The sequence below is a fragment of the Nosocomiicoccus sp. HMSC067E10 genome (assembly GCF_001810835.1).
GTDB lineage: Bacteria > Bacillota > Bacilli > Staphylococcales > Salinicoccaceae > Nosocomiicoccus > Nosocomiicoccus ampullae_A.
This window is the reverse complement of the sequence record NZ_KV802745.1, coordinates 1-21,180: the sequence shown is the minus strand read 5'-3', so window position 1 is coordinate 21,180 and position 21,180 is coordinate 1. Positions and strand designations below refer to the sequence as shown.

The window sequence follows — 21,180 nt, the reverse complement described above, 5'->3', positions numbered from 1 at the left end:
TTGTTAGATATATCAAGATAATTAACAAAAACCGGCTCACAGCGTGCGAATCTGTTAGATAAAAATTTATAATTAACAAAAATAGCCCCGCTAATCCGAAATATGTTAAATAAATCGGGATAACTAACAAAATCGCGATTTTTTTGTTAAATAAAATCCGAAGAAAAACACCAAACCCCTTTAAAGAGTAAAAACACACCAACAACCACGCCGCCTCACTATCACCAAGAGAATAACCACCCACTGACGCGACACACAGTGGCGTCACATTAACAGTGGGGTCACTTCCATAAAAAAGTCCAGCAGAGTGCTGGACATTTTTTTATTCTACATTGTTTAAGCGTTTTGCTGCGATGAGTGCGTTGTTTAATACCATTGTGATCGTAAGTGGGCCAACACCGCCTGGTACTGGTGTGATGTAGCTAGCAACTTCTTTTGCAGATTCGAAATCGACGTCTCCGACGAGTTTTCCGTCGACGACTGTGTTTCCTACGTCAATCACGATTGCGCCTTCTTTAAGGTCTTTTCCGTGAACGAGTCCTGGTTTTCCTACTGCTGATACTACGACGTCATAGTCTTTTAATTTTTCGACCATGTTTTTTGTGCGTGAGTGCATCAGTGTGACTGTTGCGTTTTCGTTTGTTAATAGTTTAGAAACTGGTTGTCCGACGATATGTGAACGTCCAATTACTGCAACTTCTTTTCCTTCGAGTGATCCTGTATGTTTTAATAACTCCATAATTCCAAGTGGTGTACATGGAATGAACGTTTCTTGTTCTGTGTACATTCGTCCGATGTTTACTGGACTAAATCCATCGACATCTTTCTCCGGAGCGATTGCTTCGAGGACTTTGTTTTCATCTACTTGTTTTGGAAGTGGTACTTGAACTAAAATACCGTGTACGTTGTCGTCTTCATTTAGGCGACGAACTGTGTCTAGTACTTCTTCTTCTGTTGCGTCTTCTTCTAAGTGAATAATACCTGACGACATACCGATTTTTTCTGCGGCTTTATTTTTAGATTTTACATATGATAATGAAGCACCATCGTTACCAACGATAACGACTGTTAAGTTTGGTGTAATTCCTTTTTCTTTTAATGCTTCAACTTGTTCTTGTAAACCTGCTCGGTAATCTTTCGCGATCTCGCGACCGTCTAATAATTCTGCTGTCATGAAATATCCCCCTATATTCGTGTTACTGTTATTATTACAAATTTTTTCAAAAAATTCTACTAAACAAAGGTGGATTAAAAACGTGATAATATTTTCAAATTGAAAGCGTTTTTTGTATAATGGAAGTACAACAGGTAACTTAGGAGAATGTAAAATGAATGTAGCAGTTATAGGTAGCGGCGGAAGAGAACATGCGATCGTTAAAATGTTAGCGGACTCGAAAGTTGCAGATAAAATCATTGCAATACCTGGTAATGCTGGCATGAATGATATTTGTGAAGTGATGTATAGAGTAGACCCAAATGACTTTGATGCAATTGCAGGTATTTGTATCGAAAGACAAATCGACTGGGTCATTATCGGACCGCCAGAACCACTCGAAAAAGGTTTAGCAGACTTTTTAATCGATGAGTACGGTTTAACTGTTTTTGGCCCACGTAAACACGAGGCTCAAATAGAAACTTCTAAAATATTTACGAAGCAATTACTTAATAAATACAATATCCCAACTGCGGATTATAAAATATTTACAAACTACAACGAAGCAAAAAACTATTTAACAGAAGCTGACTATCCAATCGTTATTAAACATGATGGACTCGGTGACAACACGAAAGTTGTCGTCGCACAGTCACAAGATGAAGCGTATGAAGCACTCGATTATATCGCTCAATTTAAAGGAGAAGACACACCTAAAATCGAGCCGATTATTATCGAAGAATATTTAGACGGAGAAGAGTTTTCGTTAATGGTACTCGTCAATGAAGATGTATTTCATCCGTTTGAAATTATCGCTCAAGACCATAAATCTGCGTATAAGCGTGGAGTCGGACCGAATACAGACGGTATGGGAGCATATGCTCCAATCACACACCTTGACGATTCAGTACGCCAAGAAGCGATTGATACACTTGTAAAACCTACAGTTGACGCGATGGTTAAAGAGGGGATGAAATACTTCGGCGTTCTATTTTTAGGTGCAATGCATACAGCTGACGGCGTAAAAGTGTTAGAGTATAACGCACGTTTTGGTGACCCGGAAGCACAAGTGTTAATGAGTATGTTAGAAAACGACTTTTTAAATATGCTTGAAAAGTTAAAACGTAAAGAGTCTTTTGAAATGAAGTGGAAAAAAGGCTTTATGGCAGGTGCTGTACTTGCGACAAAAGACTATCCATATAAAGAAAACGTCGGTCTTGAGTTAGATTTCCCTGAATCTTTAAAAGAGTATATGTATATTAGTGGGCTATCTCAAAAAGAAGATGGCAGTTATATATCAAGTAAAGGACGCGTTCTCATGGTGTGCAACCACGGGAACACGATCGAAGAAGCATTAAACAAAGTAAATAAACACATGAAACAAATCAAATACAATGACGGAGATTTTTACTACAGAGAAGATATCGGTCACCGTGCATTAAATAGCAGTAAAGAGAAAGGCGAGCAGTAGCTCGTCTTTTAATTTGATGATTTACACGTCTCTTTTCTGTATAATACTTAAAGAGGTGAAGTCATGTATAAACGATTTAATGACCACAAAGAAACGATTGCTTGTACGCTACTTGGCGTATTTTTTCTTATACAAGGATTGTTTATATTAATTAACTTTAAAAGTATTACAAATAAACAAGATATTTCCGGGGAAAAGATTAAAAACGTATTTGATTTTATCAATATATTTTTTATAGAGCTTAAAAATATTTTAGGTATTGTAATTCAGCATTCTTTACTGATTACGTTACTGTCAGGTGTTGTCCTTGTCGGACTCGGACTACTGATGTTTAAGTTTGCGAAAGTAATGAATAGAACGACAGCTTACGACCGTCGTTTTATCGTATTCTTTTTTAGTTTAACGTTTGTCATGTTTTTATGGTCGACATTTTTAATGTCACACGTATACGGATGGAGCAGTATTTTATTTTTACTCGCGTTTAGTGTACATATGATTTATAACGTCTTTAATGAGTATTTCGATAAAATATATCGTAAAGCACAATATTTAGTCATTTTATTCTTTTACAGTGTGGCTTATTTTGTTACGCAAAATAGCGTGTACTCTAATATCGATTCTGGGCTTCGTCCAACAGACGTATTATCGATCAACATGTACTACACGATGACGTGGACACTCGCATTACTCACACTATCAGTCGGTGTCCTTTTATCTAAATCAGAAAACATTTTAAAACGACCAGTGAAAGATGAAGAACGAGAAATGTCACGTGTTCACGCGAGACGTAAAATTAAGTTAAACGTAGACGTCAACAAATACTTTACGTTTATGCATGCTGTATACCGTGTGCGTGACAAAGTAATTAACGCTTTTTATAACTTTTTTGAAATTAAGCCGATCCGCTGGGTAAAAGTGAATTACTTTGAACTCGTCTTTGGATTCTTGACGTTAATCGTTATCTTTTTAGAGTTTAACAACCGTAACAACGTCGTATTTGAAGGGCTATTTAAAATTTCAAATGTAAAATATATGTACGAGTGGTTTAACTTAGCGTTAACGTTTCTGCTTGCGGTACTGTATATTTTATTTACAGTGCTTAATACGTTAAAAGATAAAGCATACAACAGACAAATGATTATCATCGTCGCTTTATGGCTAAAAGTAACGACGAGTCTCTTTATAACATTATTTAGAGATGTCGAGTTAAGCATTTTTATATTACCTTTGAATATCTCGCTCGTGTTACTGACAACGCCACTTCTTTTAATGAGTATATTTAAAACATTTAGAGGTGAGAGAAATGATTAAACACGAATATACAGGTCGCATTGATTCAGATCGTAAAGAACGTTTCCACCAAGTCGTTCAGTCGTATACGAATGAAACAAATTCAGACGTCATCGTCGGATTTATGTCTGACGAAGGTGTGAAACGAAATAAAGGAAGAGTCGGTGCGAAAGAAGCACCGACTAAAATTCGTGAGAGAATGTCGTCAATGGCGTACATGAATGATGTTTATGACATTGGTAGTATTGAGGGTACCGAAGATTTAGAAGCGTCCCAACAACAACTCGGGAATGTCGTATCAAAACTTCTTCAAAATGATAACTTCACTGTCATCTTAGGTGGCGGTCACGAAACAGTTTACGGGCATTACCTAGGCGTAAGAGATGCGTTTAAAGAAGAAAAAATTGCCGTTTTAAATTTAGATGCCCACTTTGATCTTAGAAAAGAACGTAAAAGTTCCGGCACGATGTTTTATGAAATGCTTTCTGAAGACGACAATATCGATTATTACGTCATCGGAATACAACAACTCGGAAACACGTTAACATTATTTGAAACTGCAGATGAATTCGGTGTGAAATACTGGACGCTCGACGAAGTACGACAAAACGAATCACTACTTGACACAATTAAGGGTGAACTCGAAAACTATGATCACGTCTTCATGACGCTATGTATGGATAGCGTTCAAGAAGGAGTGGCACCTGGAACGAGTGCGCCGTCACCAAACGGATTTACTGCTGAAGAAGTCGTTTCGACAGTGAAATATTTCGGAACGTTAAACAATTTAACGTCATTTGACGTTTCAGAAGTATCACCACCACTTGATATCAATGAGCGTACTTCAAGTTTAGCTGCATTCATTGTGTTAACATTACTCACAGAGAAGAATAAATAACATGGAGGAATTTACATGTACGAATATAGTGAACAATTATTAAATGAAAAAATAGAAATCGCACGTGAACTCGTTAAAAAGAAAGCAATTAAATCTGGAATTGCAGCAGCTTTACCTGTCCCTTTACTCGATTTAGGAACAGACGTTAAATATATGACAGAAATTGAAGACGAAATTAACGAAGTATTCGGTGTGACGAAAGAAGAAATCGAAAATAATGCAGACTCTATAAAAACACGTATTATGATTATGTTCTCAAGTGGAGTCGGTGACGTCGTATCTAAGTTTTCTACAAAAGCAATTTTAAAAGTAATCTCTAAAAAGAATAATAAACCGTCGCTTGCGGTTTCTAAAATTGTTACGCATAGTGTAAACGGTGCAGTGAGTTACTTCTTAATGAAAAAACTCGGTGACAACCATATCGATTTTGTCGTTCAACAATTAAAAAAATAAAAAATTAAAGTCTCAGATGAATTTTTTTATGAAATCGTGTACAATTAGTTTAATTCAGATGTTTAAACGACTTGTAAAGGAGAGAGATTATGCAACAAAAGACTTTTTCTATTGTCGATGAAACAGGTATTCATGCGAGACCTGCGACAAAACTTGTGCAAACAGCAACGAAGTTTAAAGCAAACATTGACTTAGAATATAACAGTAAAAAAGTAAACTTAAAGTCTATCATGGGCGTCATGTCACTTGGTGTTGGCAAGGGTGCTGAAATTACGATTCACGCAGACGGTGATGATGAAACAGAAGCGCTTGAAGCAATTCAAAACACATTAGTTCATGAAGGTCTGATAGGTGATGAGTAAACTCACAGGTATTACAGTTGAACCAGGGATCGTTAGTGGAAAAGTTGTCGTCATAAGAGACGTCAACTTTGATATTAACAAGAACGAGGTAGACGCTGCTTCTATTTGGAGAGAGCATCAAAGACTCGATATCGCAATAGAGACATCTAAAAGAGAACTTCGTGTTATTCAAGATAATAGGGAGTTCTCTATTTCTTTAGGTGATGAAGCGATATTAGAAGCACAAATTATGATGCTCGAAGATCCGTACTTTATCGAGGATATTCGAGATGTTATTAACAAAGGGAAGACGGCAGAATACGCGGTTAACTTTGTAAAAGAAGCACTGACGGAATCATTTAACGCAATTGAAGATGCGTATTTACGTGCACGTCGTAACGACGTTATCGATTTAACAGAACGTATTATTGCAAATCTTTTAGATACGCCACGTGTAGACTTTTCACAACTAAATTCTGATACGATTATCGTTGCAAAAGAATTGCCACCGTCTATTACGGCAAGTCTCGATAAAAAGTATATTAAAGGCGTCGTGTTAGAATCCGGTGCAAAACATTCTCACACAGGCTTACTCTTAATGTCAAAGGGAATCCCTGCGTTATTTAACGTCGGTGACGTTTTAAGTTACGCAGAGGACAGCCATTATGCGATTTTAAACAGCGCGGACGGTGTCATTAATTTCTCTCCGACAAAAGAAGAACTAGAAGCAATTTTTCTTATGAAAGAAAAGAATGAACAAATCGAACTGACGAAAGATACGTATTCAAAAGATCACGTAAAAATCCGTGTATCTGCTAACGTTTCTGTTCAGTCATCCGTAGAAGAAGCCATTCAATATAAAGCTGATGGCGCGGGGTTAATGCGCACGGAATTCATGTATATGAGTCACAATGATTTCCCAAAAGAGACAGATGAAAATAGAGTTTATGAATCCGTCGTAAAAGCACTAGATGACGTGACGTTTCGATTACTCGATATCGGTGGGGATAAGTTTTTACCTTATCATCCTGAAGAGTTGCTCGATGAAGTCAACCCAGCACTCGGTACCCGTGGAGTAAGATTTTTAAAACTACATGAACGTACACTTCGTCAACAAATCCGTGCGATCATTCGTGCGAGTCGATTTGGTACGGTTAAAATTATGGTGCCGATGGTCACGTCCGTCGAAGAGTTTTTATGGATTAAAAACATCTTAAATGAAGAAAAAATTCATTTACGAATGACAGACAAAATCGATCTCGGTGCGATGATTGAAACACCGGCTGCAGCAATACATGTCGATAGTTTCGCTAAACATGCGGATTTTTTAAGTATCGGAACGAACGATTTAACACAGTTTTTACTTGCGTTTGATCGTACGAGCCCGAACTTTGATTTACTCGCTCAATCGATGCATCCTAGTATTTTTAAAGTGATTCGTAACGTCGTTATGAGCGGGAAAAAATACGATATCCCTGTGTCAATATGCGGTGTGCTCGGCCAAAATTTAGAAGCATTACCGATATTACTTGGACTTGGTATTCGTCATATTAGTATCGATCCTAATAAAATGGTAGAAGTGAAAACTCGTATTTCACAGTTAAAAATTAAACAGCTGCAAAGACTGCGTCCTTTACTCGCACAAATTGAAACAGAAGAAGAACTGCTGTCTATCGCACGCAAACTCGATAAATCAACCTAAATACACTCGTATTTAGGATTTTTTGATTTTAATTATGAATCTTTTGTGAAAGTCTGAACATGTGTACTATACTAGATACAAGAAGTGTTAATAATAGAGGAGGAAAAGTATGGAAGATGTTTTAATTGGTCGAATATTGACTGGTTTAACGTTAGGTGTACATATTCTGTATGCGACAGTAGGAGTAGGAATTCCGTTACTCATTATGGTACTGGAATTTCTAGGCATTAAAAAGAATGATTATCACTACTTAACGATGGCACGTAGAATTGCGATGGGATACACAGTCACTGTTGCCGTAGGTGTTGTTACCGGTACAATTATCGGTCTTCAATTATCATTAATATGGCCACAGTTTATGCAACTTGCCGGTCATATTATTGCGTTACCACTATTCATGGAAACATTTGCGTTTTTCTTTGAAGCGATATTTTTAGGTATTTACTTATATACGTGGGATCGATTTAAAAATCGCTGGCACCACTGGTATTTAACAATTCCAGTCGTACTTGGTGCAGGAATTTCCGCGGTGTTTATTACGATGGTAAATAGCTTTATGAACTCTCCAGCAGGCTTTAAAATCGTTGACGGTGTGTTAAAAAATGTCGATCCTTTAAAAGCGATGTTTAACCCGTCGATGCCAGAACGAGTGTTCCACGTACTCGTTACAGCGTATATGACAGCAGCGTTTATTATGGTGACGATCGCAGCGTTTAACTTATTAAAGTCTAAATTCGATGAAGATCGTGAGTATCACAAAAAAGGCTTAAAAGTGATGATGGTCATTGGTTTAATTATGTCTGGACTCACTTTACTCGCAGGAGATTTATCTGCAAAGTATTTACATAATCATCAACCAGAAAAACTTGCTGCAATGGAGTGGCACTTTGAAACAGAAAGTAACGCGGATTTAATTTTATTTGGTGTACTCGATGAAGAAAACCAAGAAGTGAAAGGTGCACTCAGAATTCCGAGCGCGTTAAGTATTTTATCGGACTGGAAACCGAGTACTGAAGTGACAGGGTTAAACGATATCCCTAAAGATGAATGGCCACCACTTGTCATTCACTATTTCTTTGACGTCATGGTATTCTTTGGAATGTTTGGATTCGGAGCGAGTCTTTTATACTTTATCTTAAAATGGTTAAAACCGGAGTTACTACACAGTAAGTTGATGTTGTATATATATGTCTTAACCGGTCCGTTATCATTTTTAGCAATTGAAGCGGGTTGGTTTACAGCTGAACTTGGTCGTCAGCCATGGATGGTACGTGGATATATGCGCGTCAGTGAAGCGATCACCGAGGCGAGTGGTTTAGGGTTAACGCTAATCCTATTCGGTGTTTTATACTTCGTATTAGTAACGACGACTATTCTCGTGTTAACGCGTATGTTTAAAGATAAATCAGCAAAAGATAGCCAAATTCAATATTATGGTACTGAAAGTTTAGATGAGACTGGAGGTCGATTCTAATGGATTTTGCAACACTAGGTATTACAGTACTTTGGACGTTTTTATACGGATACGTCGTCATTGCATCGATTGACTTTGGTGCAGGGTTTTATAACTTCTATGCAAAATTAACGAATCAAGATAATATTATTACACCGATTATTAACCGCTATTTAAATCCTGTATGGGAAGTCACGAACGTATTCTTCGTATTCTTCTTCGTTGGGATCGTCGGATTTTTCCCGGACTCGGCATACTATTTCGGTACGGTATTGTTGATTCCAGCGTCCATTTCGTTAATCATGTTAGCGATTCGCGGAAGTTATTATGCTTTTAACCAATATTCACAAGGAACGAATATGGTTTGGACGTTTTTATACGGTGTAACAGGGTTATTTATCCCAGCGTCGCTTTCAGTCGCATTAGTTATAGCAGAGGGTGGTTTTATAGAAGAAACTGCTGCAGGACTTGATTTAGACTATGTAGAGCTATTTTTTAGCGGATATACGTGGTCGGTCGTATTTCTAGCAGTCATTTCTGTGTTATATATTTCGAGTGGATTTTTACTCTTCTATTCAAATCGTGCAAAAGCAAAGCAAGCCGTGCACTTAACGCGTACATGGTTCTTAACATGGACAATTCCAATGCTCGTCATTTCTCAATTTGTGTTCCTAGAGCTTCGCGCAACGAATAGAGAGCACTTTGACAATGCCACACAAAACTATTGGTACTTCTTCTTATGTAGTATTGTATTTATGGCAATCGCGGCTTACCTAGTTTATAAAAAGAAAAATTACGGTGTCGCGTTTGTTATGGTGATGTTACAGTTTGCGTTCGCATTTTTCGGTTATGGAATTAGTAAATTACCGTATATTTTATATCCGTTTATAAAACTCGATGCGGTCGTTAACGACTCGATGGCTATCGCACTCGTCATTGTGTTCGTTTTAGGTTTACTATTACTTATTCCAAGTCTTATAATATTAATGAGATTATTCTTATTCGACAAAGATTACGTACAAGGTAAGGAGTAAGTTATGAAAAAAGAATTTGCGGTAATCGGACTCGGAAGATTCGGTTCGAGTATCGTTAAAGAATTGCGAAAGTTAAATGTGAACGTTCTTGCGATTGACAAAGATGAAGCGGTTATTAACGAATATAAGGATCTCGTCACTGAAGCGGTAATCGGTAATACGATGGATGAAAACGTCTTAAAAAGTGTCGGTATTACTAACTTCGACCACGTCATCGTTGCGATTGGCGAGAGTATTCAAGGCAGTATTTTAACGACGCTTATATTAAAAGACCTCGGATGCGAAAAAGTGACGGTTAAAGCTCAAAATGATTATCACGGTAGAGTGTTAGAAAAAATCGGTGCAGATGCTGTGATTCACCCTGAAAGAGATATCGGGCGACTACTAGCTCATCGACTCGTATCAACGCATACGATAGATATACTTGAGATTTCAGATAACCACTCAATTGTAGAGTTCAAAGCAGTTGAAGCTTTTACAAATCGTACGTTAGATGAGTTAGATTTTAGAAACAAATTTGGAGTATCCGTATTAGCAATTAAACGACATGAGCATATTATCGTGTCACCAGATTCACATACACCAATTCTTGAAGATGATATTTTAATTTTAATAGCAAGCGATGAAGATCTCTCACACTTTGAAATAGTGATGGGAGACGATTAAAAAACACCCGTTACAATTTTGTAACGGGTGTTTAGTATGTTATTTATCTTCTAATGTCTCGTCGTTAACTCTCATAATCATTGGTAAAATCATCGGTTTACGATGTGTTTTTTTGTATAAGTAATTCGATAAGTCTTGAATGATGAGTTGTTTGACGTTAAACCATTCGACGTTGTCTTCTTCTAATAATTCTTCGATAGATTCTTTTAGACGTTTCTCTGCGCTACGAATGAGTCTAAATGATTCTCTCATATAGACGAACCCACGAGAAATAATGTCTGGACCTGAAAGTAGTGTCTGTGTTTTAAAGTCGATAGATACGACGACGACTGCTAGACCTTCTTCTGAAAGTTCTTTACGGTCACGTAGTACGATATTTCCGATATCTCCAATTCCGATACCGTCTACAAATACTGTTCCAGCTGGTACTTTTCCTGAAATCTCTGCACCGTTTCTATCGATAGATAAGACGTCACCATTTTCCATTAAGAAGATTTTATCTTTATCGACACCTGTGTCGATACCGAGTTCTTTATGGATTTTTTGCATACGGTATTCACCGTGAATAGGCATAAAGTACTCTGGGCGAATGAGTCTAAGCATTAGTTTTTGTTCTTCTTGTGAGCCGTGTCCAGACGTATGGATGTTTGACAACGGTCCATGAATTACGTCTGCACCTGCTTTATAAAGAGCATTAATTGTTTTATTGACACTCATCGTGTTCCCAGGAATAGGTGAGCTACTAAAGACGACTGTATCATCTGGAATGATTGAAATTTGTCTATGTGTACCGTTTGCGATACGAGACAATGCTGCCATCGGTTCACCTTGAGATCCTGTACAAAGGATCATAATTTGGTGTTTTTCGTAACGGTTAATTTCTTTTGCTTCTATGAATGTGTCTACTGGCGCTTTAATATAACCGAGTTCTTGACCGATTTTAATGTTGTTTTCCATACTTCTTCCGAAAACGACAATTTTACGGTTGAATTTTACAGCAGCATCGATTGCTTGTTGAACTCTATAAATGTTAGATGCAAATGTCGCAAATATAATACGACCGGAGCATTGTCTAAAAATATCTTCAACGTTTTGACCGACTTCTTTTTCACTCATTGTGAAATTTGGTACAGTCGCGTTCGTTGAGTCTGATAGAAGTAAAAGTACGCCTTCTTCACCTAAATTGGCCATTTTTGTAATGTTCGCAGGCTCTCCAACCGGTGTAAAGTCAAACTTAAAGTCACCCGTATGGACGATGTTACCTTCAGGTGTTTTTACAACGACACCGTACGCTTCAGGTATAGAGTGCGTTGTTAAGTAAAATTCTACTGACATATGTTCAAACTCTAAAACGTCAGATTCCGTAATCGGATTTAATGATGTACGGTGCATTAACTTATGTTCTTCTAGTTTGTTTTGAATAAGCCCAAGTGCTAGTGGGCCAGAGTATATAGGCACTGAAATTTCTTTTAATAAAAATGGAATTCCACCGATATGGTCTTCGTGACCATGTGTGACGACGAGCGCTTTAATTTTATGTTCGTTTTCTTTTAAATACGTATAATCCGGTATGACGTAGTCAACGCCAAGTTCATCGTCACTTGGGAATTTAATCCCCGCGTCAATAATAATAATTTCGTCTTTGTATTCCACACAGTAAGTGTTTTTCCCGATCTCCCCAAGTCCACCTAGGGCGAACACTTTTACTTTGGATGTTTGAGTCATTATAGTTTCGTAACCTCAAAGTCTTCGTTATGTTCTTTTTCGTATGCTAAATGATCGGGAGTTAACGCTTCAATGTGCTCTAAAGTGACTTCTTTGTCACCGAAATACTTTCTTACTTGTTCTAAATTTTCTGCTTCAACGTACATTGATTTTGTTTCTTCACGAATAATACGTTGCGTTTTATGATTTTGATAAAATACTTTAAAAATTTCCATTTCAAATAAACTCCTTAAATGTTTTATAAAAAATAAGATGTGCTCGTTCATGAAAGCACATCTTCAACCGGATAGATATCCTTTTATACTAAGTTGCCAACTGCCATTTCGGCTTTTAGATGTTATTGAACATGTCAATTTGTGCTCATTTTCATAAACACAATTCGTACCTTTATACTTAAGTTTATTCTACCTCATAGACGAATGTGTTGCAAAGACTTTATAATAATAATAAAGGGGGTAAGGCAATGGATGCTTTACAAATTTACGAAACGATTCGTCGTGAAATGTCGCGTGAAGATAAACGCGTCGATTTCATAGAGTTTAACGTAAGAAATGACATGTACATTATGAATTTAATTTATGATTATGTGACTTCAAATACGTACGAACATCACTTTATACCACATGAGGCAGATCCACTTATTTTAAACGAAGAGACGTACGAACAACTCATCGATATTTTAAACGATAAAGGAATTCGTTACGTCACTAGAAATGACGATTTTATTTAATCTTCAAATGGTACTGCACCTTCATGCGGCTCGTTTGGATTTTCTTGATCGATATGGTCATAGAACATCACACCGTTTAAGTGGTCCATCTCGTGTTGAAGGACGATTGCAAGTAATCCTTTTGCTTTAATTTCAATTTTATTGCCGTCAATATCTAATGCAGATACTCTAAAACGTTTATAGCGGTGGACGATTCCGTCGATATCTTCATCGACACTTAAACATCCTTCTCCACCTGGAAGGTATGTCTCTTGTACAGAGTGACTCACTAATTTCGGGTTAATGAGCATATAATCATACACTGGTTCGTTCATTTCGTCTGTAATGTAAATCGCGATCATACGTTTATCGATATTGACTTGCGGTGCTGCAAGTCCAACGCCTGCTCTTAAATTATATTTTTGAGCGGTTTTTTCATCTTGTGACATCACTAAATACTCGCGCATTTCACGTAATTGACGTTTTGTCTCCTCGTCAATTTCAGTGACTTCTTTTACTTTTGTTCTTAATATTGGATGTCCATCTCTAACAATATCATCCATTGTAAGCATAAAATCTCTCCTAAGCTAAAATTCATTTTTTAATTATACATTATATTATAGAAGTATGACAAAAAGAGTTACTGATACGTCCAAAATACTATATAATGAAACAGAAGTACCGTTTAAAAGTCGATATCTTTTAAATGCGTGAATACTTTATGTTATTATTACTGTAAGCATTTTTATGAAAGGTATGGTGAAGAAGTATGGCACCGAAGAAAAAAGGATTCGATCCGGTTGCTCAATTACAAGATATTGAGGCGTCATTTGAACTTTTTCAAATTTTAGATGAGGAAGGTAAAGTCGTAAATAAAAACGAAATGCCTGAACTCTCTGATGATGAATTAGTGGAGATTATGACGCGAATGGTGTGGACGAGAGTATTAGACGAGCGTTCTACGTCTTTAAACCGTCAAGGTAGACTTGGGTTCTACGCACCAACAGCTGGACAAGAAGCATCACAAATTGCAAGTCATTTTGCAATTGAAAAAGGGGACTATGTTTTACCAGGGTACCGTGATGTCCCACAATTAATTTGGCATGGTTTACCGTTATACAAAGCATTCTTATTCTCAAGAGGGCATTATGAAGGTAACCAGTTCCCAGAAGGTGTAAATGCTTTAAGCCCGCAGATTATTATCGGGGCACAGTACGTGCAAACGGCTGGTGTCGCTTTAGGTCTTAAAAAGAGAGAAAAAGAAAACGTCGTAATTACGTATACTGGTGACGGTGGTACGTCTCAAGGTGACTTCTATGAAGGTATTAACTTTGCAGGCGCTTATAAAGCACCAGCGATTTTCGTCGTTCAAAATAACCAATATGCAATCTCAACACCGAGATCTTTACAAACAGCTGCTAAAACGTTAGCGCAAAAAGGTGTTGCAGCAGGTATTCCATCTGTTCAAGTGGACGGAATGGACGCACTTGCAGTTTATAAAGTAACAAAAGATGCACGTGACCGTGCAATTAAAGGTGAAGGACCAACTCTTATCGAAACAGTATGTTACCGTTACGGTGCACACACACTGTCAGGAGATGACCCAACACGTTATAGAAAACAAGATGAAGACGATGCATGGGCGAAAAAAGACCCAATCGTTCGTTTCAGAAAGTTCTTAGAAGAAAAAGAATTATGGAACGAAGAGAAAGAAAAAGAAGTGATTGAGCGTGCGCGTGAAGAAGTTAAAGAAGCGATTAAAGAAGCAGATAAAGTAGCGCCACAAACGATCACAGGTTTAATGGATTTAATGTATGAAGAAAATCCATCAAACGTTGTAGAGCAATATGAATACTACAAAGGGAAGGAGTCATAATCAATGGCTGAATTAACGATGATTCAAGCGATTACTGAAGCGATGCGTACAGAACTTAAAAATGACGAAAACGTACTCGTGTTTGGAGAGGACGTTGGAGTTAATGGTGGTGTATTCTTAGCGACTCAAGGATTACAAGAAGAGTTTGGAGTCGACCGTGTATTTGACACACCACTTGCAGAGAGTGCAATCGCATCACTCGGTTTAGGTTTAACATTAGAAGGATATCGTCCGGTTGTTGAAATCCAGTTCTTCGGATTCTTATTTGAAGCGATGGATGGAATTGCTGGACAAATTGCACGTCATAGATACCGTTCAGGCGGTTCTAAAAAGACTCCTATCGTAGTTCGTGCACCATTTGGTGGTGGAGTAAACACACCAGAATTACACGCAGACTCACTTGAAGGTCTCATGGCACAAACGCCTGGTTTACGTGTAGTAATTCCATCAACACCAAGCGATGCAAAAGGACTACTCATCTCAGCAATTCGCTCAGATGACCCTGTAATTTTCTTAGAGCATATGAAGTTATACCGTTCATTCCGTGAAGAAGTACCTGAAGAGGCTTACGAAGTGGAAATTGGTAAAGCAGCGGTTCGTCGTGAAGGTGACGATGTGACATTAATCGCTTATGGTGCGATGGTTCACGAAGCACTTCATGCTGCTGAAGAGTTAGAAAAAGAAAATATTTCTGCAGAAGTGATCGACTTAAGAACAGTATCTCCAGTCGACTACGAAACACTTGTTAAATCTGTAGAGAAAACAAATCGTGCAGTCGTGATTCAAGAAGCTCAGCACCAAGCAGGTGTTGGTGGACAAGTCACAGCTGAGTTACAAGAACGTACAATTCTTTCGTTAGAAGCACCTATTTTACGTGTAAGCGCGCCAGACACAGTGTATCCATTCACTGCAGCTGAAAAAGTATGGCTGCCTGGAAAAGATGAAATTATCGAAAAAGCGAAAGAAGTTATCAATTTCTAAAACTTAGGGGGGAAATTCATGGCTTATGAAGTGAAACTTCATGATATCGGTGAAGGAATTCATGAAGGTGAAATTGCGAAGTGGTTCATCAATGAAGGTGACCAAATTGAAGAGGATGATACACTCGTAGAGATCGCAAACGACAAAGCAGTCGTAGAAATGCCATCTCCAGTATCAGGTACAATTCAAAAGATTCACGTCGCAGAAGGAGAAGTGACGACAGTCGGGACAGTACTTGTAACGATTGATGACGGTAGTGAAGATACGCCGTCAGAAGACACATCTTCTGACTCAGAAAAAGAAGAAGATAAAAAAGAAGAGCCTGTAAAAGAAGAAAAAGAAGAGAAAACTGAAGAAAAATCAGAATCTAAAGAGGAAGATTCTACAGATAAACGATTCGTAAAAGCGATGCCTTCAGTTCGTAAATTTGCTCGTGAAAACGACGTAGATATTACGAAAGTAACAGGTACAGGAAAACACGACCGCATTACTAAAGCGGACGTTGAAGCATTTATGAATGGTGGCGCTGAAGAAGCAGCAGATACTGCAGAAACTAAATCTGAAGAAACATCTAAACAAAGTGTAACGACGGTAACTAAAGACCGTGAAACACGCGAGAAGATGACGTCGATTCGCCGTACAATCGCTAAAGCGATGGTGAGTAGTAAACAGACGTCTCCACACGTTACAAACATCGACGAAGTAATCGTAGACAATCTATACGAACACCGTCAGAAGTTTAAAGGTTACGCTGAAGAGCAAGGTACGAAATTAACGTACTTACCATATGTCGTTAAAGCACTTGTATCTGCACTGAAGAAATATCCTGAGTTAAACACATCAGTAGATAGTGAAACGGATGAAATTATCCATAAACACTACTATGATATCGGTATTGCTGCTGACACTGACCGCGGGTTAGTCGTTCCAGTAATTAGAGATGCAAATGCAAAATCTATTTTTGAAATCTCAGATGATATTATGGAACTTGCAACAAAAGCGAGAGATGGTAAACTAACAATGGAAGAAATGCAAGGTGGAAGCATGTCGATTTCTAACCTCGGATCTGAAGGAGGTAAATGGTTTACTCCAGTAATTAACCAACCTGAAGTTGCGATCTTAGGAATTGGACGCATTGAAGAGCAACCTGTCGTTGTAGACGGTGAAGTTGTTCCTGCACGTGTACTTGCGATTTCTATTAGTTACGACCATAGAGTAATCGATGGTGCAGTAGCGCAAAGAGCATTAAATCACATTAAGAAATTACTAAATAATCCTGATTTACTATTAATGGAGGGGTAAAATAATGGTTGTAGGAGATTTTGCAATCGAAGTAGATACAGTCGTCATTGGTGCTGGTCCAGGAGGATACGTAGCAGCAATTCGTGCGGCTCAGTTAGGACAAAAAGTTGTACTCGTTGAGAAAGATACAGTTGGAGGCGTATGCTTAAACGTTGGTTGTATTCCATCTAAAGCATTAATCGCTTCATCACACAGATATCAAGATGCTAAAAACTCTGAAGATATGGGCGTCAAAGTTAAAGACGTAAAATTAGATTTCTCTAAAGTACAAGAATTTAAAGGTAAAGTCGTCGACCAACTTGTTGGTGGTGTAGAATCACTACTTAAAGGTAACAAAGTTGAAGTTGTTAAAGGTGAAGCTTACTTCTCTGGTAAAAACAGCATTAAAGTTGCGACTGAAAACCAATCACAAACGTATGAGTTTAAACATGCGATTGTAGCGACAGGTTCACGTCCGATTGAAATCCCAGGATTTGCATTTGGTGATCGTGTACTCGATTCAACAGGTGCACTTAACCTAGAAAAATTACCTAAAAAACTTGTAGTTATCGGTGGAGGATATATCGGTACTGAACTTGGTACAGCATATGCAAACTTAGGTACTGAAGTAACAATTTTAGAAGGTATGAAAGATATCTTAGGTGGTTTCGAAAGAAACATGACATCACTCGTTAAACGTAACCTTAAGAAAAAAGACGTTAAAGTTGTGACTGAGGCGATGGCAAAATCAGCTGAAGAAACTAAAGATGGCGTTAAAGTTACGTATGAAGATAAAAAAGGTAACACTGAGACAATCGAAGCAGACTACGTATTAGTTACTGTAGGTCGTCGTCCAAATACAGACGAACTTGGTTTAGAAGGTATCGGTGTTAAATTAACAGACAGAGGACTTGTTGAAGTTGATAAACAAGGTCGTTCATCTGTTGATTCAATCTTTGCAATTGGTGATATCGTACCTGGTTTACCACTTGCACATAAAGCAAGCTACGAAGCAAAAGTTGCTGCTGAAGCAATCGCTGGTGAAAAATCTGAAGTAGATTACATCGGTATGCCTGCAGTATGCTTCACAGAACCTGAACTTGCATCAGTTGGTATTAACGAAACTGAAGCAAAAGAAGAAGGTCTCGACATCGTTACAGGCCGTTTCCCATTTGCAGCAAATGGTCGTGCGATCGGTTTAAACAAAACAGATGGTTTCGTAAAACTCGTTGCGCGTAAAGAAGACGGATTAGTAATCGGTGCTCAAGTAGCTGGTGACGGCGCGTCAGACATCATTTCTGAACTTGCATTAGCAGTTGAAACAGGAATGACATTAGAAGACGTTGCATTAACAATTCACCCGCACCCAACATTAGGTGAAATGCCTATGGAAGCGGCTGAAGCAGCACTTGGACGTCCAATCCACTCATTATAATTAACAAAAGCGCTCAAATGAGCGCTTTTTTCTTTGGAGGTTTTTATATATGGAATATAGTTATCCACTAGATTTAGACTGGTCGACAGAAGAAATGATTGCAGTAACTCATTTTTATCAAACGATTGAAAAGGGATATGAATCAGGTGTGACTCATAATGAATTACAGACTGCCTATCAATCTTTTAAAGAAATTGTACCGAGTAAAGCAGAAGAAAAAACATTATTTAACGCGTTTGAAAAAGCATCAGGTTATCATCCTTGGGGACTTATTAAAGAGTTAAAAGATACGAATTCAAATGATATTATTAAAAAATAAAATGATTTAAATAATATGTCTAAAAAAATAATAAATAGGGTATAATCAAGAAACAACAGAAACATATTGGAGTGAAGATTATGGCAAAACGAGATTACACCGTGAGAGTTGAACCGATTTCACGCGTGCCTGAAAAAATTATCGGTTGGATTGGTTGGATTGCGCTACTCGCAGTCGTTTTATTAATTGCCTACGTATCGTATGCGATTGGAAACGATCCACAATTTATGAATATTATTGAAGAAGAAGCGAGACGAGCAGCAGTAGAAGAGGGAGTTAACCCTCAAGAAGTAACAGATCTTCTCGTAGGAATGCTTAGTAAATTATGGCTTCTTAGCTTAATTGGAGTAATTCCGTTAATTATTTCATTTATCGGTTTAGTGAAAATGAAAAAGAGAATCTTAGCAGGTTCATTACTATTAATTACAGCAATCATTATTGCACCATTTGTCGTGACATTATTCTCATCATTAATGTTCGTAATTGCAGCTGTATTATTATTTGTACGTAAAGATAAAGAAACGATTATCAATGATTATAATGAACGTCAAGTATCACCGACTTATGAAGACGATACACGTGTCGCTAAAAAACCTGAAACTAGTCCAGCGCCAGTAATCGCTGAAGACGAAGATCTAGAAAAAACACGCATGTTTACGGCAGTAGACGAAGAGGATTATAAAGACATCAGCTACGACGAAGACTTATCTCCATTAGACGATGTAGATAATGATGCAAAACGTACGAGAAGAGAAAACCTCGATAAGAGAAATGAAGAGTAATCTATAAGCAACTACTTTTGTAGTTGCTTTTTAATTTTAAAAAAGAGCCGGTTAGACCGACTCTTCTTCCACATAAAATGTATGCAACGTATTAAACACGTTTTTAAGTTCTTCTAAGAACGTTTCGTCTGATGTTAATACTGGATCATTTTTATCGTAAAACTTACCGATCATTAACTCTCCAGATTTTACCGTTTTTAAACGTTCGATTGCTTTTTTAACGTCGTCTTCATTTAAATCTTTTATAAACATCTTTTCAGGTTTCATATGATTTTTTGTAATAAAATATCCGTCACCTAAATTTAAAATCTCATCGACTTGATTTATTAAACGGTCGGCCATATATTCTTTTGACGGCGCTTCATAAATAATACCGTACTGACAAAACGCATGATCTTTAAATAGTCCAATTTGAAAGTGCGGTAACATTTTATATCCACGTTTATTCGTACTAAACGCAACCCAAGAATCAATCGGTGGGTTCACTTTACGGCGTGCATGTTGTGCGACGTGTGTAAAATGTGTGTCATCCGTCATCTCTGTTAAGTAATCACTAAAGTATTCACCTAAATTTTCAAGCTTAACTCGTGCGTGCTTTTTTAGTTCAGACATTGTTTTTTCGAGTGTATCATGTGTAAATACATCGAAATCTTCTTCAGTAAATGTGTAGTTCATCGTCTCTTCCTCCAACAATTCGTTAGCTTTATGATAAAATAATAATGAGTAATCATCAAATAATTGAGGTGAAGTAAATGGATGTATATGAATTTGCAAAATCATTAATACGAGACGCTGGAGATTTTATTGAAACGAGACGACTTGAAGGCTTTGAAGTAATGAGAAAGACTGGACCACATGATTTAGTGACGCCAGTCGATAAAGAAACAGAAGAATTTATTTATAAGCGTATTAAAGCACAGTTCCCTGAACACAATATCGTTGGTGAAGAGACATATGGTAAAGACGTTAAAACGTTAAAAGGGTTTACGTGGATTGTCGACCCGATTGACGGTACAGTAAACTTCATTAACCAAAACGATAACTTTGCGATTTCTGTCGGTATATATAAAGACGAAGAACCGTATTGTGGACTTGTGTATGACGTAGCGAATAAAGTACTCTATCACTCAAAAGTTGGTGAAGGCGCTTATAGAAATAGCGAGAAAATTAAAGAAGTTGACTATCAGCCATTAGACAATACAATCGTCGGCGTGAGTCATAAATGGTTATTAAAAGACGACGTGAGACATTTCTTTATCGAATTAGTCGATAAAGCACGTTCTGTACGAAATAGAGGAAGCGCAGCGCTCGACTTTACGTCAGTCGCTGATGGGAAATACGGGGCTGTAGTGTTTTACGAACTCTTCCCATGGGATTATGCCGGGGGTAGAATTTTAACAAATGAACTCGGACTAAAATGTGTGACGTTAACAGGTGAACACGTTCCAGAACTTGAAGCATCGAGTGTCGTATGTGGACATGAGAAATTAGTCGATGAAATACTCGAAATCTTTGATAACGAATCATTTAAAGAAGTACACGACAAATTCTTTAATAAATAAAAAATTCCCCACTCGTATTGAGGTGCACCCCTAAAGTTGGACACTAAAA

The 21,180-nt window shown here is 37.6% G+C and carries 23 protein-coding genes; 17 read left to right on the top strand and 6 right to left on the bottom strand.

Features of this window, described 5'->3' with window-relative positions:
• Together HMPREF2767_RS08830 and folD are read right to left on the bottom strand one after the other, a co-directional pair.
• Positions 1–244: hypothetical protein (locus HMPREF2767_RS08830; protein WP_210391793.1), on the bottom strand; the 244-nt coding region annotated here is incomplete at its 3' end.
• Positions 245–322: 78 nt separating this feature from the next.
• The gene (folD, locus tag HMPREF2767_RS01190) at positions 323–1,174 is read right to left on the bottom strand and encodes a bifunctional methylenetetrahydrofolate dehydrogenase/methenyltetrahydrofolate cyclohydrolase FolD (protein WP_040929293.1); all 852 of its coding nucleotides are present in this window, start codon (positions 1,172–1,174) and stop codon (positions 323–325) included.
• A gap of 154 nt (positions 1,175–1,328) precedes the next feature.
• On the opposite strand from folD, the gene purD reads away from it, so the two are divergent.
• The 9 genes from purD to HMPREF2767_RS01145 all read left to right on the top strand — a co-directional run bounded on the left by purD (position 1,329) and on the right by HMPREF2767_RS01145 (position 10,461).
• On the top strand, positions 1,329–2,624 hold the full coding sequence (gene purD / locus HMPREF2767_RS01185) for a phosphoribosylamine--glycine ligase (protein WP_070622264.1): 1,296 nt from the start codon (positions 1,329–1,331) through the stop codon (positions 2,622–2,624).
• A gap of 63 nt (positions 2,625–2,687) precedes the next feature.
• Positions 2,688–3,935 carry a lipoteichoic acid stability factor AuxA gene (gene auxA, locus HMPREF2767_RS01180; protein ID WP_070622262.1) on the top strand — a complete coding sequence of 416 codons (1,248 nt, stop codon included), beginning with the start codon at positions 2,688–2,690 and terminating at the stop codon, positions 3,933–3,935.
• Entirely contained in the window at positions 3,928–4,812 is an 885-nt protein-coding gene (gene hutG / locus HMPREF2767_RS01175) for a formimidoylglutamase (RefSeq protein ID WP_070622259.1), read from the top strand. The genes auxA and hutG overlap by 8 nt, the downstream gene beginning before the upstream one ends.
• Before the next feature lie 15 nt (positions 4,813–4,827).
• Positions 4,828–5,265, top strand: a complete 438-nt coding sequence (locus tag HMPREF2767_RS01170; RefSeq protein ID WP_068127995.1) for a hypothetical protein — start codon at positions 4,828–4,830, stop codon at positions 5,263–5,265.
• Between the two features lie 89 nt (positions 5,266–5,354).
• Positions 5,355–5,627, top strand: a complete 273-nt coding sequence (locus tag HMPREF2767_RS01165) for a phosphocarrier protein HPr (RefSeq protein WP_068127998.1) — start codon at positions 5,355–5,357, stop codon at positions 5,625–5,627.
• The gene (gene ptsP / locus HMPREF2767_RS01160; RefSeq protein WP_070622257.1) at positions 5,620–7,308 is read left to right on the top strand and encodes a phosphoenolpyruvate--protein phosphotransferase; all 1,689 of its coding nucleotides are present in this window, start codon (positions 5,620–5,622) and stop codon (positions 7,306–7,308) included. The genes HMPREF2767_RS01165 and ptsP overlap by 8 nt, the downstream gene beginning before the upstream one ends.
• Before the next feature lie 109 nt (positions 7,309–7,417).
• Positions 7,418–8,782, top strand: a complete 1,365-nt coding sequence (locus tag HMPREF2767_RS01155; protein WP_068128003.1) for a cytochrome ubiquinol oxidase subunit I — start codon at positions 7,418–7,420, stop codon at positions 8,780–8,782.
• Positions 8,782–9,795, top strand: coding sequence for a cytochrome d ubiquinol oxidase subunit II (locus HMPREF2767_RS01150; protein WP_070622256.1), 1,014 nt, complete (start codon positions 8,782–8,784; stop codon positions 9,793–9,795). The genes HMPREF2767_RS01155 and HMPREF2767_RS01150 overlap by 1 nt, the downstream gene beginning before the upstream one ends.
• 3 nt (positions 9,796–9,798) lie before the next feature.
• Positions 9,799–10,461, top strand: coding sequence for a potassium channel family protein (locus HMPREF2767_RS01145; RefSeq protein ID WP_070622254.1), 663 nt, complete (start codon positions 9,799–9,801; stop codon positions 10,459–10,461).
• Positions 10,462–10,500: 39 nt separating this feature from the next.
• On the opposite strand, the gene rnjA is transcribed toward HMPREF2767_RS01145, so the two are convergent.
• Together rnjA and HMPREF2767_RS01135 are read right to left on the bottom strand one after the other, a co-directional pair.
• Entirely contained in the window at positions 10,501–12,186 is a 1,686-nt protein-coding gene (gene rnjA / locus HMPREF2767_RS01140; RefSeq protein ID WP_070622252.1) for a ribonuclease J1, read from the bottom strand.
• The gene (locus HMPREF2767_RS01135) at positions 12,186–12,401 is read right to left on the bottom strand and encodes an RNA polymerase epsilon subunit (RefSeq protein ID WP_068128017.1); all 216 of its coding nucleotides are present in this window, start codon (positions 12,399–12,401) and stop codon (positions 12,186–12,188) included. Before HMPREF2767_RS01135 ends, rnjA begins: the two co-directional genes overlap by 1 nt.
• A gap of 248 nt (positions 12,402–12,649) precedes the next feature.
• On the opposite strand from HMPREF2767_RS01135, the gene HMPREF2767_RS01130 reads away from it, so the two are divergent.
• Positions 12,650–12,916, top strand: coding sequence for a hypothetical protein (locus tag HMPREF2767_RS01130; protein WP_070622250.1), 267 nt, complete (start codon positions 12,650–12,652; stop codon positions 12,914–12,916).
• On the opposite strand, the gene def is transcribed toward HMPREF2767_RS01130, so the two are convergent.
• Positions 12,913–13,467: a peptide deformylase gene (gene def, locus HMPREF2767_RS01125; protein ID WP_068128020.1), complete on the bottom strand. Its 555-nt coding sequence runs from the start codon at positions 13,465–13,467 to the stop codon at positions 12,913–12,915. The genes HMPREF2767_RS01130 and def overlap by 4 nt on opposite strands.
• Before the next feature lie 197 nt (positions 13,468–13,664).
• Here def and pdhA point away from each other — a divergent pair, with 197 nt between their 5' ends.
• The 6 genes from pdhA (at position 13,665) to HMPREF2767_RS01095 (ending at position 19,569) form a co-directional block, all read left to right on the top strand.
• A complete protein-coding gene (pdhA, locus tag HMPREF2767_RS01120) occupies positions 13,665–14,771 on the top strand; it encodes a pyruvate dehydrogenase (acetyl-transferring) E1 component subunit alpha (RefSeq protein WP_068128023.1) in 1,107 nt (368 codons plus the stop codon).
• A 3-nt stretch (positions 14,772–14,774) separates the two neighbouring features.
• Complete coding sequence (locus HMPREF2767_RS01115; protein ID WP_040929276.1) at positions 14,775–15,752, top strand: alpha-ketoacid dehydrogenase subunit beta; 978 nt, start codon at positions 14,775–14,777, stop codon at positions 15,750–15,752.
• 18 nt (positions 15,753–15,770) lie between these two features.
• Positions 15,771–17,054, top strand: a complete 1,284-nt coding sequence (locus tag HMPREF2767_RS01110) for a dihydrolipoamide acetyltransferase family protein (RefSeq protein WP_070622248.1) — start codon at positions 15,771–15,773, stop codon at positions 17,052–17,054.
• A gap of 4 nt (positions 17,055–17,058) precedes the next feature.
• On the top strand, positions 17,059–18,468 hold the full coding sequence (lpdA, locus tag HMPREF2767_RS01105) for a dihydrolipoyl dehydrogenase (RefSeq protein ID WP_070457543.1): 1,410 nt from the start codon (positions 17,059–17,061) through the stop codon (positions 18,466–18,468).
• 49 nt (positions 18,469–18,517) lie between these two features.
• Positions 18,518–18,787: a UPF0223 family protein gene (locus tag HMPREF2767_RS01100; RefSeq protein ID WP_068128030.1), complete on the top strand. Its 270-nt coding sequence runs from the start codon at positions 18,518–18,520 to the stop codon at positions 18,785–18,787.
• Between the two features lie 80 nt (positions 18,788–18,867).
• Positions 18,868–19,569 carry a DUF4064 domain-containing protein gene (locus tag HMPREF2767_RS01095; protein WP_070622246.1) on the top strand — a complete coding sequence of 234 codons (702 nt, stop codon included), beginning with the start codon at positions 18,868–18,870 and terminating at the stop codon, positions 19,567–19,569.
• Between the two features lie 51 nt (positions 19,570–19,620).
• Here the strand turns inward: HMPREF2767_RS01095 and HMPREF2767_RS01090 are convergent, their stop codons facing one another.
• Positions 19,621–20,244, bottom strand: a complete 624-nt coding sequence (locus HMPREF2767_RS01090) for a YktB family protein (RefSeq protein ID WP_070622244.1) — start codon at positions 20,242–20,244, stop codon at positions 19,621–19,623.
• 77 nt (positions 20,245–20,321) lie between these two features.
• Here HMPREF2767_RS01090 and HMPREF2767_RS01085 point away from each other — a divergent pair, with 77 nt between their 5' ends.
• Positions 20,322–21,131, top strand: coding sequence for an inositol monophosphatase family protein (locus HMPREF2767_RS01085; RefSeq protein ID WP_070622242.1), 810 nt, complete (start codon positions 20,322–20,324; stop codon positions 21,129–21,131).
• Positions 21,132–21,180: the final 49 nt, after the last annotated feature.